The organism is Pseudomonas sp. IT-P294, assembly GCF_949767865.1.
In the GTDB taxonomy this organism is placed as follows: domain Bacteria; phylum Pseudomonadota; class Gammaproteobacteria; order Pseudomonadales; family Pseudomonadaceae; genus Aquipseudomonas.
On the sequence record NZ_CATKQW010000033.1, the window covers coordinates 441,480 to 455,933 of the forward strand.

Genomic DNA, 14,454 nt, shown 5'->3' on the forward strand with positions numbered 1-14,454 from the left:
AATCGATGCGGGCATTTTTGTTCAGGAGGTCAAACCCTCCTCACTGATCGTCAAAATACCGTTCATGCCAATCAACCAGTGGTTGTGGCGAGTTGAGTTTCTGGCCGTAGATCACTGAGTACGACAGTACGTTTTGCACGTACTGGCGGGTTTCGTCGAACGGGATGCTCTCCACCCACACGTCGAAGCTCAGGTGATCGGCGCCGCGCAACCACTGGCGAACACGGCCAGGGCCGGCGTTGTAGGCGGCGGAGGCGAGGACGCGGTTGCCGTTGAACTGACTGTGAACCTGGCTCAGGTAGGCGGCGCCGAGCTGGATGTTTTTGTCCGGGTCGAGCACTTGTTGCGGCGAAGCCAAGGGGATGCTGAATTTACGTGCGGTTTCCTTGGCAGTGCCCGGCATCAGCTGCATCAGGCCGCTGGCGCCGACGCCGGAGCGGGCGTCGTCCATGAAGGCGCTTTCCTGACGAGTGATGGCAAACACCCAGCTCGAATGCAGGCCACGGACCTTGGCTTCACGCACCATGGTTTCGCGGTGGGCCATCGGGAAGCGGATGTCCAGATCGTCCCAGTATTGCGCCTGACTGATGGTGCGGATCGCCGGGAAATACCATTTCAGGTCGTAGGCCAGTTTTGCCTGGGCGACCATTTCATCCCGATTGAAGTGTCGGCTGACGTGGTACCACTCACGGCGTCCATCGACGATCTGCCCGCGAGCGTGGAACTCCAGGGCGCGACGAATGCCCGGCGTGTTGCGTACCTTGTTCATTAACGCCTGGCTCAGCACCAACGGCTTGTTCGCCAGCGAATAGGGAGACTGCGAACGGTCGGCGGCGAGGAAGCCGTAGAAATCGCGCTCACGGGCGAGATTCTTGTAGAGCGTTTGCGCTTCCGGGTTCTGCGGCTGCGCCAGTTCAAGGCTGCGAGCCTGCCAGTAGCGCCAGCGATTGGTGGTCGCCAGATCCTGCGGCAGGCGGCGGGTCAACTGATAGGCATCGTCCCAGCGGGCCAGACGCAGCAATAGGCGCAGGCGCCATTCCGACACAGTGTTGTCGCGCAGCTCGGGGTCATATTTGGTCATGACGTCCAGCGCGCGAGGGTCGAAGCGGCGGGCGAGGGTCAAGCCGATTTCACGGGCGATGGCCACTTTCTCATCACGGGAGAAATGCATGCTGCTGGCATAGCCATCCAGCAAGTTCATGGCCTTGTCGGGATCCTCGCGAGCCAGGCGGCGCAAGCCGAGGCTGACCACGTCGGACATCGGCTCATCGGCCGGGGTGAAGCGCGAAGGCTGGTTGAGCAGCTCGGGTTTTTGCGCGACATCAACCAGCAAGCGTCCTCGAGGGGCCAGGGTGGTCAGTCCGCTGATCAGGCTGTTGGCCAGCGGATAGTTGCGTGCCTGGGCGGCGAGTTTGGTGCGCTCCCAGCGTTTCTGTTCGGTCAGTTGGCCTTCGGCGGCCCATTGCCCGAACAGTGCATCGCACGCGGCAGGTTGGGATTTGCCGGTCAGCCAGAGTTTATTCGCGTTGGCGTAGCCTTCGGTTTTCTGGTTGTGACCGATCTGATACTGCGCGTTCAGGCAGTCCAGCTCCGTGAAATTGAGCTTGGGATCGTAATACTTGACGAAGGTCGCCCAGTCACCGCGCTCGGCCAGCCAGCGCAACCAGCGCAGTTTCATCCAGTTGGCTTGCGGCAGGTCACCGTGTTCGGCAAGGAATTTTTCGATCTCGGCATTGCTGGCGGTTTTCAGCCGAGCGGTCAGTTCATCGTAAGCCAGGTACGGCTCCAGCGGATAATCGCTGAGGGCCTGGCTGTAACGGAAATAAGGGCCTGTATCGCCCTTGGCCAGGGCACGCTTGGCCTCATCGTAATATTGACGTTGGGTAGACAGGTCCACCGCCTGGGCGGTTTGAACGGCAGCGGCAGAGAGAATCAAACAAGATAAAAAACTAAAAAGGCGACTGCGCATGAGACGTCCGGGCAGAGAAAATCATGACAAGTGCTGACGTAAGTCGCACTGGATAATCTGTAGCTTAGCCTTTTGCCAGCAACGGGCGAAAGCTTTGCCGGCCTTGCGGCACAAGTTCGCAACAATTGTCATGCAGAGTGAGACGAAGGTGAAATTGCCGGCCTTCTGAAGCCTCAAGTCAGGTAGAATACGCGCCCGGTTTTTGGAGAAGCTCATGACCCTGCTCAAATTCAGCGATGTGTCCCTTGCTTTCGGCGCTATGCCGTTGTTGGACAAGGTGTCCTGGCAGATCGCCCGTGGAGAGCGGGTGTGCATCATCGGCCGCAACGGCACTGGCAAGTCCAGCATGATGAAGCTCGTCAAGGGCGACCAGAAGCCCGATGAGGGCTCCGTTTGGCGTGCGCCAGGCCTCAAGATTGGCGAATTGCCGCAAGAATTGCCGGTAGCCGACGAGCGGACCGTGTTCGACGTGGTTGCCGAAGGCCTGGACGGTGTTGGCGAGCTGCTCGCGCAGTATCACCACCTGAGCCAGAACATCGTCACCGATGCCGACCTGGACAAGCTGATGCATGTCCAGCACGACCTCGAAGCCCGTGATGGGTGGCGTCTGCAGCAACTGGTCGACAGCACCTTGAGTCGTCTGCAATTGCCGGCTGACAAAACCCTCGCTCAATTGTCCGGCGGCTGGCGTCGTCGCGTCCTGCTGGCTCAGGCCCTGGTTTCCGAACCGGACCTGCTGCTGCTCGACGAACCGACCAACCACCTGGACATCGGTGCGATTGCCTGGCTCGAAGAAGCGCTGAAGGATTTCCAGGGCGCCGTGCTGTTCATTACGCACGACCGTTCATTCCTGCAGAACCTCGCCACCCGCATTCTGGAACTGGATCGCGGCGGCCTGATCGACTGGAACGGCGACTACGCCAGTTTCCTCGTGCACAAAGAGGCCTCGCTGGCGGCTGAAGAGACCGCCAACGCGCTGTTCGACAAGAAGCTGGCCCAGGAAGAAGTCTGGATCCGCCAGGGTATCAAGGCGCGTCGCACCCGTAACGAAGGCCGTGTACGCGCCTTGAAAGCCCTGCGCGTCGAGCGTAGCGAGCGTCGCGAGCGCACCGGCAAGGCCAACATTCAGTTGGACACCGCTGACAAATCCGGCAAGCAGGTGATGGTACTCGAGAACGTGAGCTTCGCTCACCCGGGCGGCCCGTTCCTGATCAAGGACTTCTCGATGGTCCTGACGCGCGGCGACCGTATCGGTCTGCTCGGCGCCAACGGTACCGGCAAGACCACATTGCTCAAGCTGATGCTCAGCGGTCTGCAACCGACCAGCGGCACAGTGGAAGAAGGGACGCGCATCGACGTGGCCTACTTCGACCAGTTGCGCCATCAGCTGGACCTGGAAAAGACCGTGATCGACAACGTCGCCGAAGGTCGCGACTTCATCGATATCGACGGTCAGAGCCGTCACGTGCTGAGCTACCTCGGCGACTTCCTGTTCAGCCCGCAGCGTGCCCGCACGCCGGTCAAGGCGCTGTCGGGTGGTGAGCGTGCGCGCCTGCTGCTGGCGAAACTGTTCAGCAAGCCGGCCAACCTGCTGGTCCTCGACGAACCGACCAACGACCTCGACGTGGAAACCCTCGAACTGCTGGAAGAGGTCTTGCTGACCTTCAACGGCACCGTGCTGATGGTCAGCCACGACCGGGCATTCCTCGATAACGTGGTGACCAGCACCCTGGTTTTCGAAGGTGAAGGCAAGGTTCGCGAATACGTCGGTGGTTATCAGGACTGGTTGCGTCAGGGCGGTTCGCCGCGTCTGTTGGGCGTGACCGAGAGCAAATCCGGCAAGGCCGACCTGGCCTCCGCGGTCGTGACTGCCGAAGCGGCACCAGTAGCAGCAGCGGTCGAAGCGCCGGTGGCGAAGAAAAAGCTCAGCTACAAATTGCAGCGTGAGCTGGAAATGTTGCCGGGTCAGATCGAAGTCATGGAAAAGCAGATCGCAACCGTTGAAGCTCAGATGGCTGATACGGCTTTCTATCAGCGCCCGGCCACGGAGACAGCCGCGGTGATCGCTCAGCTGGAACAGTTGCAGGCTGAACTGGACGTGATGGTCGAGCGTTGGGCTGAGCTGGATGCCTGATTGACCCTGCGATAAAAAAGCCCGGCGCTCAGTGATGAGCGCCGGGCTTTTTGTATCGATTGCGATCTACAGGCTGTAGTAGGCGCCCTGTGGGAGCGGTCAGCTCTTGATCAGGCGAACCGCGAGTACATCGCACGGCGCACCGTGCAGCACGTCATTGGCGGTCGAGCCCAGCAGCAGTGCCAGGCCGTGTCGACCATGGCTGCCCACCACGATCAGGTCGCAGGTTTGTTCCTTGGCCAAGTGGTGGATCTCCTGGCGTGGCTGGCCGTAGGTCAGGTGACTGTATTCCCTGGAGAGTTCCGGGTATTTCACGATCAACCGGTCCAGTCGCTCCTTGGCCTGATCAAACTGTTGTTGTTGCAGTTGTGACAGGTCCATGGGGACGTCGCCGCCAAAGGCCATGGCCATGGGTTCGACGATGTGTACCAGGGATAATTTCGCACCGCTGCTCACCGATAGCTCGCGAGCACGGTGGATGACAGGGTCGCACTCTTCGGTTAGGTCTACAGCGACCAGGATGTGGGTGTAGGGCATGAGGTGCTCCTCCTGAGGATTGCAATATTGGTAAGTATGGCTGGTTTCAAGCGCATTGGTTTCAAAGTGACTCAAAGCGCCCATCAAGAATCGGGAGTACAGATATGACGGTCTGGATAGTGGTGTCAATCCTGCTGGTGGTACTGAGCCCACTTGCATGGTTGCGCCCGTCTCGCGGGCAGAGTGGACGAATGGCGTTACGGATGGAGGCGCGACGCATCGGGCTGTCCATGCAACTGGCACCGCAAGAGTGGCCGCACTGGCTGAGTCAGGAGCCGCCGAGCCCGTGTGCCCAGTACCATCGGCCGCGTCGTGGCAGCCAGCCCGCGTGCTGGAGCTACTGGCAAAAGTCGCCAGGTGTGTGGGTGAATCAGTGGCAGGAGGTCTGCGAGGATCAAGCGCTGCTCAATCATTTCGAAAAATTGCCAGCCAATGTCTACAAGATTGAGGCGGACAAGCAAATGATTACGCTGTATTGGGGAGAAAAAGGAGAAGCGACAGTATTGCAGGACATTGATGCGGTGCTGAAAGCGCTGGCATGACCCGTGGACATTTCGCGCTGCAATGGCGCGAAACCTCCGACAGACAGGCAATAAAAAGCCCGACATCATCATCGGGCCGGGGTTGGCCAGGCAGGCCGGTAATTCTTTGTGTCGCTGAATCTACGCCGGGCATTCGCCAGCAGCGTTGACATTTTTTTCTCAGGTTCCTGCAAGCGTAGCTTGTTAAACAAAGGCTGCAGCGAATTAGGGCGACTTTTCTAACTATTGATTCTATGAATGGCTACACATGCATCTGCGTGTTGAAGATCTTCGCAGTACGGAAGTGACCGCAAAGTCGCGTTTCAACCTGTATTTTGGGCGATTGACAATTGTCGGAAATTCCGTGAAGGTGGCGTACCCAAATCAAACGGGCGTATGAATTGAGCGTTTGTATTACAGATCGCTCCTACAGAATCCCGACTATCGCGTTGGCGGGTGTGCCGGGTGGATTGGCGTAGCATCGACGTTAAACGTCCTGCCAAGCCATTTGCCTGCGTCCGACGTGTACTGTTCAGCTTCCATATCGTGGAGATCAGTTGATGATTTACGAAGGTAAAGCCATCACGGTTAAGGCTCTTGAAAGTGGCATCGTCGAATTGAAATTCGACCTCAAGGGTGAGTCCGTCAACAAGTTCAACCGTCTAACCCTGAACGAACTGCGTCAGGCCGTAGACACCATCAAGGCAGATGCTTCGATCAAGGGTGTGATCGTCAGCAGTGGCAAGGACGTCTTCATCGTCGGCGCCGACATCACCGAATTTGTCGAGAACTTCAAGCTGCCTGATGCCGAGCTTGTTGCTGGCAATCTGGAAGCCAACAAGATTTTCAGCGATTTCGAAGACCTCAACGTCCCGACTGTCGCCGCTATCAACGGTATCGCCTTGGGTGGCGGTCTGGAAATGTGCCTGGCGGCGGACTACCGCGTCATGTCGACCAAGGCCAAGATCGGTCTGCCGGAAGTGAAGCTGGGCATCTACCCTGGCTTTGGCGGCACCGTGCGCCTGCCGCGCCTGATTGGTGCCGACAACGCCATCGAGTGGATTGCCTCCGGCAAGGAAAACCGTCCTGAAGACGCACTGAAAGTCAGCGCCGTCGATGCAGTGGTTGCACCTGAGAAGCTTCAGGAAGCGGCCCTTGAGCTGATCAAGCGCGCCATCTCCGGAGAGTTCGACTACAAGGCCAAGCGTCAGCCGAAGCTGGAAAAGCTCAAGCTGAATGCCATCGAACAAATGATGGCTTTCGAAACCGCCAAAGGTTTCGTTGCCGGGCAAGCGGGTCCTAACTACCCGGCACCGGTTGAAGCGATCAAGACCATCCAGAAAGCCGCGAACTTCGGTCGCGACAAGGCGCTGGAAGTCGAAGCGGCCGGTTTCGTCAAACTGGCCAAGACCTCTGCCGCGCAGAGTTTGATCGGTCTGTTCCTGAACGATCAGGAGCTGAAGAAAAAGGCCAAGGCCTATGATGAAATCGCCAAGGACGTGAAGCAGGCTGCCGTATTGGGCGCTGGCATCATGGGCGGTGGTATCGCTTATCAGTCGGCGTCCAAAGGCACTCCGATCCTGATGAAAGACATCAACGAGCACGGCATCGAGCAAGGTCTGGCAGAAGCCGCCAAGCTGTTGGTCGGCCGCGTTGATAAAGGTCGCATGACCCCGGCGAAAATGGCTGAAGTGCTCAACGGCATTCGTCCGACCCTGTCCTACGGTGATTTCGGTCACGTGGATCTGGTTGTCGAAGCGGTCGTCGAGAATCCAAAGGTCAAACAAGCCGTGCTGGCTGAAGTCGAAGACAAGGTCAAAGAGGACACCATCCTCGCGTCCAACACCTCGACCATTTCCATCACCTTGCTGGCCAAGGCCCTCAAGCGTCCGGAAAACTTCGTCGGCATGCACTTCTTCAACCCGGTGCACATGATGCCGCTGGTTGAAGTGATTCGTGGCGAGAAGTCCAGTGAGCTGGCGGTTGCCACCACCGTTGCCTACGCCAAGAAAATGGGCAAGAACCCGATCGTCGTCAACGACTGCCCGGGCTTCCTGGTCAACCGCGTGCTGTTCCCGTACTTCGGCGGTTTCGCCAAACTGGTCAGCGCCGGTGTGGACTTCGTCCGTATCGACAAGGTCATGGAAAAATTCGGCTGGCCGATGGGCCCGGCCTACCTGATGGACGTGGTCGGCATCGACACCGGTCACCACGGTCGTGACGTGATGGCTGAAGGCTTCCCGGACCGCATGAAAGACGACCGCCGCTCGGCTGTGGACGTCCTCTACGAAGCCAAGCGCCTGGGCCAGAAGAATGGCAAAGGCTTCTACGCCTACGAGACCGACAAGAAAGGCAAGCAGAAGAAGGTGGCCGATCCGTCGGTGCTGGAAGTGCTCAAGCCGATCGTTTACGAGCAGCGCGAAGTCACTGACGAAGACATCATCAACTGGATGATGATCCCGCTGTGCCTGGAAACCGTGCGTTGCCTGGAAGACGGCATCGTCGAAACTGCTGCCGAAGCCGACATGGGTCTGGTCTACGGTATTGGTTTCCCTCCATTCCGTGGCGGTGCGCTGCGCTACATCGATTCGATCGGTGTTGCCGAGTTCGTTGCCCTGGCTGACCAGTACGCTGATTTGGGCGCGCTGTACCACCCGACCGCAAAACTGCGTGAAATGGCCAAAACCGGCCAACGGTTCTTCGGTTAAGCGTCCCAACTTTTGAGCGAGAGTGAAATTTTATGAGCTTGAATCCAAGAGACGTCGTGATTGTCGACTTCGGTCGTACTCCGATGGGCCGCTCCAAGGGCGGCATGCACCGCAACACCCGCGCCGAAGATATGTCGGCGCACCTGATCAGCAAATTACTGGAGCGCAACGTCAAGGTCGACCCGAATGAAGTCGAAGACGTCATCTGGGGCTGCGTAAACCAGACCCTGGAGCAGGGCTGGAACATTGCTCGCATGGCGTCGCTGATGACTCAGATCCCGCACACTGCCGCCGGCCAGACCGTCAGCCGTCTGTGTGGTTCGTCGATGAGCGCTCTGCACACTGCCGCACAAGCGATCATGACCGGCAACGGTGACGTGTTCGTGGTCGGTGGCGTCGAGCACATGGGCCACGTGAGCATGATGCACGGTGTCGATCCGAACCCGCACATGTCGCTGTACGCGGCAAAAGCTTCGGGCATGATGGGCCTGACCGCTGAAATGCTGGGTAAAATGCACGGCATCACTCGCGAACAACAGGATGCTTTCGGCGTGCGTTCCCACCAGCTCGCTCACAAGGCGACTGTGGAAGGCAAGTTCAAAGACGAAATCATCCCGATGCAGGGCTACGACGAGAACGGTTTCCTGAAACTGTTCGACTACGACGAAACCATTCGTCCGGAAACCACCCTGGAAAGCCTGGCGGCTCTCAAGCCTGCTTTCAACCCGAAGGGCGGCACCGTGACAGCGGGTACTTCGTCGCAGATCACCGACGGTGCTTCGTGCATGATCGTGATGTCGGCGCAGCGTGCACAAGACCTGGGCATCCAGCCTATGGCGGTGATCCGCTCGATGGCAGTGGCAGGTGTGGACCCGGCGATCATGGGCTATGGTCCAGTACCGGCCACCCAAAAAGCCTTGAAGCGTGCGGGCCTTGGTATTAACGATATCGACTTCTTCGAGCTCAATGAAGCTTTCGCCGCACAGGCCTTGCCAGTGCTGAAAGATCTGAAAGTACTCGACAAGATGAACGAGAAGGTTAACCTGCACGGCGGCGCAATCGCCTTGGGTCACCCGTTCGGTTGCTCCGGTGCTCGTATCTCCGGCACTCTGCTGAACGTGATGAAGCAAAATGGCGGCACCTTCGGGGTAGCCACCATGTGCATTGGTCTCGGCCAAGGCATCTCCACCGTCTTCGAACGCGTTTAAGCGTTCCGTTGACGGAAGCCGGGGCCAAGTGCCCCGGTTTTTGTTTTTCTGAATTTATTTTTTGTTTTTATTTTTAAAAGATTTGAGTGAGGGCCAAGCCATGCCGATACAACCTGGGCTCTACCAGCATTACAAAGGTCCGCAGTACCGCGTATTCAGCATTGCGCGGCACTCGGAAACCGAAGAAGAAGTGGTCTTCTATCAAGCCCTGTATGGCGATTACGGCTTTTGGGTGCGTCCCTTGAGCATGTTCCTGGAGTCGGTCGAAGTTGACGGCGAACAGGTGCCACGCTTTGCTTTGGTGCAAGCCGAACCGAGCCTTTTTTCGACGCCATAAGCTGAGTGCGCGCAAAACCCTGCGCTTGACCTCACCTTGTAGCCACTATATATAGCGGTGCCGCGTCAGGCGCCAACCGCCTTTCACTTCTAGAATTCAGGAATTTTCTGATCCATGGGCAAATCGCTGGTCATTGTGGAATCCCCGGCTAAGGCCAAGACCATCAACAAGTATCTGGGTAACCAATACGTGGTGAAGTCGAGTATCGGCCATATCCGAGACCTGCCCACCAGCGGTTCGGCTAGCGCCAGCAAAGAGCCAGCCGCCAAGCGCGGCAAGGCCGCCGCGGGTGAAGGTCCGGTGCTCACGCCGAAAGAGAAAGCGCGCAAGCAGCTGGTCTCGCGCATGGGTGTCGATCCCGATCATGGCTGGAAAGCCAAGTACGAGATCCTCCCTGGCAAGGAAAAGGTCATCGAAGAGCTGCGCCGGCTCGCCAAGGATGCTGACACCATCTATCTCGCAACCGACTTGGATCGCGAGGGGGAAGCCATTGCCTGGCACCTGCGCGAAGCCATCGGTGGTGACGACAGCCGCTACAAGCGCGTGGTGTTCAACGAAATCACCAAGAAAGCGATCCAGGAAGCCTTCTCCAAGCCGGGCGAGCTGGACATTGATCGTGTAAACGCACAGCAAGCACGTCGTTTCCTCGATCGTGTCGTGGGTTACATGGTTTCTCCGCTGCTGTGGGCCAAGGTTGCCCGTGGCCTGTCTGCCGGTCGTGTGCAGTCGGTGGCGGTGAAGCTGGTCGTTGAGCGTGAGCGTGAAATTCGCGCGTTCAACCCGGAAGAGTACTGGGAAGTTCACGCTGACCTGGGCACCGCCAAGGGCGCGACCGTGCGCTTTGATGTGGCCCGCGAGAAAGGCGAGGCCTTCAAGCCGCTCAACGAAGCCCAGGCCATGGCTGCGCTGGAGAAGCTCAAGGCTTCCAGCTACAGCATCGTCAAGCGCGAAGACAAACCGACCAGCAGCAAGCCGTCGGCACCGTTCATCACGTCCACCCTGCAACAGGCTGCGAGTAACCGCCTGGGCTTCGGTGTGAAGAAAACCATGATGATGGCCCAGCGTTTGTACGAAGCGGGCTACATCACTTATATGCGTACCGACTCCACCAACCTCTCGGCCGATGCCGTGACGATGGCGCGCACTTATATCGAAGGCGAGTTCGGCAAGAAGTACCTGCCGGAAACCCCGAACGTCTACAGCAGCAAGGAAGGCGCACAAGAGGCTCACGAAGCGATTCGTCCGTCCGACGCCAATACCGAGCCAAGCAAGCTGTCGGGCATGGAACGTGACGCAGAGCGGCTCTACGAGCTGATCTGGCGCCAGTTCCTCGCTTGCCAGATGCTGCCGGCTCAATACCTGTCGACCACTGTTACTGTCGGCGCCGGTGATTTCGAGCTGCGCGCCAAGGGCCGTATCCTGAAGTTCGACGGTTACACCCGCGTCATGCCGCAAATCGCCAAGCCAGGCGATGACGATGTGCTGCCGGACATGGCCCAGGGCGACGCGATGAAGCTGATCAAGCTTGATCCGACCCAGCACTTCACCAAGCCGCCGGCGCGTTACTCGGAAGCGAGCCTGGTTAAAGAAATGGAAAAACGCGGCATCGGTCGTCCTTCGACCTATGCGGCGATCATTTCGACCATTCAGGACCGTGGCTACGTCGCGCTGCACAACCGTCGTTTCTACTCGGAAAAGATGGGCGATATCGTCACTGAACGTCTGGCCGAGAGCTTCTCCAATCTCATGGACTACGGCTTCACCGCCGGCATGGAAGAGAACCTCGATGACGTGGCCCAAGGCGAACGGGACTGGAAAAACGTGCTCGACGAGTTCTATGGCGACTTCAAGAAGAAGCTCGAAGTAGCCGAAAGCGCCGAAGGCGGCATGCGCGCCAACCAGCCGGTAATGACTGACATTCCGTGCGTGTTGTGCGGTCGTCCAATGCAGATTCGTACCGCGTCCACTGGTGTGTTCCTGGGTTGCTCGGGCTACAGCCTGCCACCGAAGGAACGCTGCAAGGCCACCGTCAACCTGGTGCCGGGCGATGAAATCGCTGCGGATGACGAGGGTGAATCGGAATCGCTGGTCCTGCGCGGCAAACACCGTTGCCCGATTTGCAGCACGGCGATGGATGCGTACCTTCTGGATGAAAAGCGCAAGCTGCACATCTGCGGTAACAACCCTGATTGCGACGGCTACGAAATCGAAGAGGGTAACTACCGCATCAAGGGCTATGAAGGTCCGAGCCTGGAATGCGACAAGTGCGGCAGTGAGATGCAGCTCAAGACCGGCCGTTTCGGCAAGTTCTTCGGGTGCACCAATGCAACGTGCAAGAACACCCGCAAACTGCTGAAAAGTGGTGACGCGGCACCGCCGAAGATGGACCCGGTGAAGATGCCTGAGCTGAAATGCGAGAAGGTCAACGACACCTATATCTTGCGTGACGGTGCTTCGGGTCTGTTCCTGGCAGCCAGCCAATTCCCGAAAAACCGCGAGACGCGTGCTCCGCTGGTCATGGAAATTGTGCCGCACAAGGATGAAATCGATCCGAAGTACCATTTCCTCTGCGAAGCACCTAAAAAGGATCCGGACGGCCTGCCTGCCGTGATCCGTTACAGCCGCAAGACCAAAGAGCAATACGTGCAGACTGAAGTCGACGGCAAGCCGACTGGCTGGAAGGCGTATTACGACGGCGGCAAGTGGACCGTTGAAGACAAGCGCCCGGCAGCCAAGGCTTAATCAGGCGCGATACACAAAAGGCCGCATGCAAACCTTCGGGTTTTCATGCGGCCTTTTTGTTTTGTACTTGCGGGAGGCGGAGGTCATCCACGACACTGTCTGACCTGCGTGAAGCAATTATTTCGTTGTGGAGACTGCCGTCATGGCCCACGAACTCTATACCCGCACCAACCAGAAGATTTATTTCGCCGGCCTGTCGCTGGAAGCGCTCGCTAAAGCCGAAGAGGGGCGGGCAATGAACTCCCTGGCGTTGATTCAGGCAGGACGTGAATCGGCGTTGTTCCACCTGTACGGTGCGTTGCTGGGCTTGTGCCATGAAATCGCCGGCTTCTATCGCCTGCCTCAGGCCAGCGCGCCTCGTGCCGAGTTACTGCTGACTCGCGAGATGCTGGACACCATCGCCATTCCCGAAATGGCCGAGATGGTCGAGTTGGCGCAAAACCCTGAAACCTGGCTGGCCAAACTGCTGGCGGCTCACGCAGCGTTGTTTCAACCACCTCGCGCTCCGCACAAGCCTAAAGGTGATGTGACGCAACCACTCATCCTGGCCGTTAATCTGGATGATGAAGACGCGCCAGAGGAGCTGAGCCGGGAAGAGCTGGAGAGCTGGCGTCAGAACCTGAAAGGGTTGGCGATTCGGTTTCGCGAAGGTTTGAACGAGTGTTAAGGGAAGGATGACCCGATGGGTCGTCTGCTCAGGGATGAGCGCTGGTAGATTCTGCTTCGCGATGACATCTGGTCAAGTTACTGAGCGAAGCCTGGCCGATGCCTATATAATCCCCGCCTTTCGTGGAGAACAGACCTTTATGCCAACGTCCTTTCTAGAAATTGTCGAGTTGCCAGACGGCCGAATCGAGCTGCGCAGGGCCGAGGACGAAGGTTCTCTGGTTACTTTGGATTTCTCCGAGGATGCCAAAGTGTTCCTGCAAGGTCAGCACGTGGAAGTCGCCAAGGCGATGTTGAGCGTCGGCGTGCAGATGGCAGGGCGCCTGGTTGAAGGTGAATTCAATACGGATGAGGGTTCGCGGGTCCTTCATTGATCCCGTTCGTCGCTTTCTGCTGATACCGCTCCAGTCCGGCTTCTCTGTCCGTTGAGAAGCCCTGCGCTATGCATGGCGCGTTGATACACGTTAACCCAATCGAATATTCAGGCTTTGGGCATCCCCGATACGGGCTGCGCTGATCAGTTGTTGCCGTGAGTTTGTGTTCAGCGGGTTGAGCCAGCTGACAACCGTGTGGCTGCGGCCCAGGCGCAAGGCTTCGCAAGTCAGCTGCTGGGCACTCTGAGTGCCGCGCGGTTGCAGCAGCAGGATACGTTCGCGGTTGAGGCCAGCTTCGCGCAGCCACACTTGAGTCAGGCTGGCGGGCGGAGCAATCAGTGTCAGCCAGCGTGCGTCCTGATCCTGACTCAGCTCCCGTAGAATGGGCGCCAGAAGGTTCAGGCAGTTCCCCGCCGCACCACGCAATGACAGCTCGCTGAAGACTTCGGGTTCTGCGCTCCAAGGCGACTCGACCACGTCTTTCAGGATCGGTGCCAATGGCTGCGCCATAAATGCCTCGAACAATGGCAGTTGGGCTTGCTGTGGTGTGTGTGGGAACTGCATAGAGCCTCCTTTAGCGGCGAATGACGCCAACACTCAAGCCTTCGATCACCAGTTCCTGATCTTTCAGGTTCACTTCGATAGGGGCGAATTCAGGGTTTTCGGCAAGTAACCAGACCTTGCTGCCATCGCGCTTGAAACGCTTGACGGTCACTTCATCACCGATCCGTGCCACGACGATCTGGCCGTTGCGGGCTTCACGGGTGGTGTGGACGGCCAGCAAGTCGCCGTCGAAAATACCGACGTCTTTCATGCTCATGCCATGAACGCGTAGCAGGTAGTCGGCACGCGGATGGAAGAAGGCAGGGTTGATGTTGCAGGACTCTTCGATGTGCTGCTGGGCCAGTATCGGCGCGCCGGCGGCCACTCGGCCGATGATCGGCAGTGTGGATTCGTCGGCCTTGGCTTCGAAGCCAGGGATGCGAATGCCGCGGGAGGCGCCCGGGGTCATCTCGATAGCACCTTTTCGGGCCAGTGCTTTCAGGTGCTCTTCAGCCGCATTGGGCGATTTGAAACCCAGTTCCTGAGCGATTTCCGCACGTGTCGGCGGGTAACCGTTGTCTTCGAGGCAGCGTTTGATGAAGGCCAGAATCTCTGCTTGGCGTGGCGTCAGCTTTAGCATATTGATCGCTCTGTCTTTTTATACAGTGACTGGGATTATATACAGTGGATCGGTCTTGGCAATGCCCCTTTTTTT

At 58.2% G+C, this 14,454-nt stretch carries 12 protein-coding genes; 8 read left to right on the plus strand and 4 right to left on the minus strand.

Annotated features, from left to right (window positions below; all coding sequences use genetic code 11):
• Positions 1–40: 40 nt before the first annotated feature.
• Positions 41–1,969 (minus strand): transglycosylase SLT domain-containing protein, encoded by a 1,929-nt coding sequence (locus ACM6I0_RS21035; protein WP_285435765.1) that lies wholly within the window; start codon positions 1,967–1,969, stop codon positions 41–43.
• A 214-nt stretch (positions 1,970–2,183) separates the two neighbouring features.
• Between ACM6I0_RS21035 and ACM6I0_RS21040 the strand changes: the two genes are divergently transcribed.
• Positions 2,184–4,103, plus strand: coding sequence for an ATP-binding cassette domain-containing protein (locus ACM6I0_RS21040; RefSeq protein ID WP_222585455.1), 1,920 nt, complete (start codon positions 2,184–2,186; stop codon positions 4,101–4,103).
• 99 nt (positions 4,104–4,202) lie between these two features.
• On the opposite strand, the gene ACM6I0_RS21045 is transcribed toward ACM6I0_RS21040, so the two are convergent.
• A complete protein-coding gene (locus tag ACM6I0_RS21045; protein ID WP_285435764.1) occupies positions 4,203–4,640 on the minus strand; it encodes a universal stress protein in 438 nt (145 codons plus the stop codon).
• A 104-nt stretch (positions 4,641–4,744) separates the two neighbouring features.
• Between ACM6I0_RS21045 and ACM6I0_RS21050 the strand changes: the two genes are divergently transcribed.
• From ACM6I0_RS21050 to ACM6I0_RS21080, 7 genes are all read left to right on the plus strand, one after another.
• Positions 4,745–5,182, plus strand: a complete 438-nt coding sequence (locus ACM6I0_RS21050; protein WP_285435763.1) for a hypothetical protein — start codon at positions 4,745–4,747, stop codon at positions 5,180–5,182.
• Between the two features lie 539 nt (positions 5,183–5,721).
• Complete coding sequence (fadB, locus tag ACM6I0_RS21055; RefSeq protein ID WP_222585457.1) at positions 5,722–7,869, plus strand: fatty acid oxidation complex subunit alpha FadB; 2,148 nt, start codon at positions 5,722–5,724, stop codon at positions 7,867–7,869.
• A 32-nt stretch (positions 7,870–7,901) separates the two neighbouring features.
• Positions 7,902–9,077 carry an acetyl-CoA C-acyltransferase FadA gene (fadA, locus tag ACM6I0_RS21060; RefSeq protein WP_090182092.1) on the plus strand — a complete coding sequence of 392 codons (1,176 nt, stop codon included), beginning with the start codon at positions 7,902–7,904 and terminating at the stop codon, positions 9,075–9,077.
• A 100-nt stretch (positions 9,078–9,177) separates the two neighbouring features.
• Complete coding sequence (locus ACM6I0_RS21065; RefSeq protein ID WP_285435762.1) at positions 9,178–9,414, plus strand: DUF1653 domain-containing protein; 237 nt, start codon at positions 9,178–9,180, stop codon at positions 9,412–9,414.
• A gap of 114 nt (positions 9,415–9,528) precedes the next feature.
• Positions 9,529–12,156, plus strand: a complete 2,628-nt coding sequence (gene topA / locus ACM6I0_RS21070; protein WP_285435761.1) for a type I DNA topoisomerase — start codon at positions 9,529–9,531, stop codon at positions 12,154–12,156.
• A gap of 142 nt (positions 12,157–12,298) precedes the next feature.
• Positions 12,299–12,823: a DUF6586 family protein gene (locus ACM6I0_RS21075; RefSeq protein WP_285435760.1), complete on the plus strand. Its 525-nt coding sequence runs from the start codon at positions 12,299–12,301 to the stop codon at positions 12,821–12,823.
• A gap of 139 nt (positions 12,824–12,962) precedes the next feature.
• The gene (locus ACM6I0_RS21080) at positions 12,963–13,196 is read left to right on the plus strand and encodes a hypothetical protein (RefSeq protein ID WP_285435759.1); all 234 of its coding nucleotides are present in this window, start codon (positions 12,963–12,965) and stop codon (positions 13,194–13,196) included.
• Positions 13,197–13,286: 90 nt separating this feature from the next.
• Here ACM6I0_RS21080 and sulA read toward each other — a convergent pair whose 3' ends face one another.
• Positions 13,287–13,760 carry an SOS-induced cell division inhibitor SulA gene (gene sulA, locus ACM6I0_RS21085; RefSeq protein WP_285435758.1) on the minus strand — a complete coding sequence of 158 codons (474 nt, stop codon included), beginning with the start codon at positions 13,758–13,760 and terminating at the stop codon, positions 13,287–13,289.
• 10 nt (positions 13,761–13,770) lie between these two features.
• On the minus strand, positions 13,771–14,379 hold the full coding sequence (lexA, locus tag ACM6I0_RS21090; protein ID WP_090182100.1) for a transcriptional repressor LexA: 609 nt from the start codon (positions 14,377–14,379) through the stop codon (positions 13,771–13,773).
• Positions 14,380–14,454: the final 75 nt, after the last annotated feature.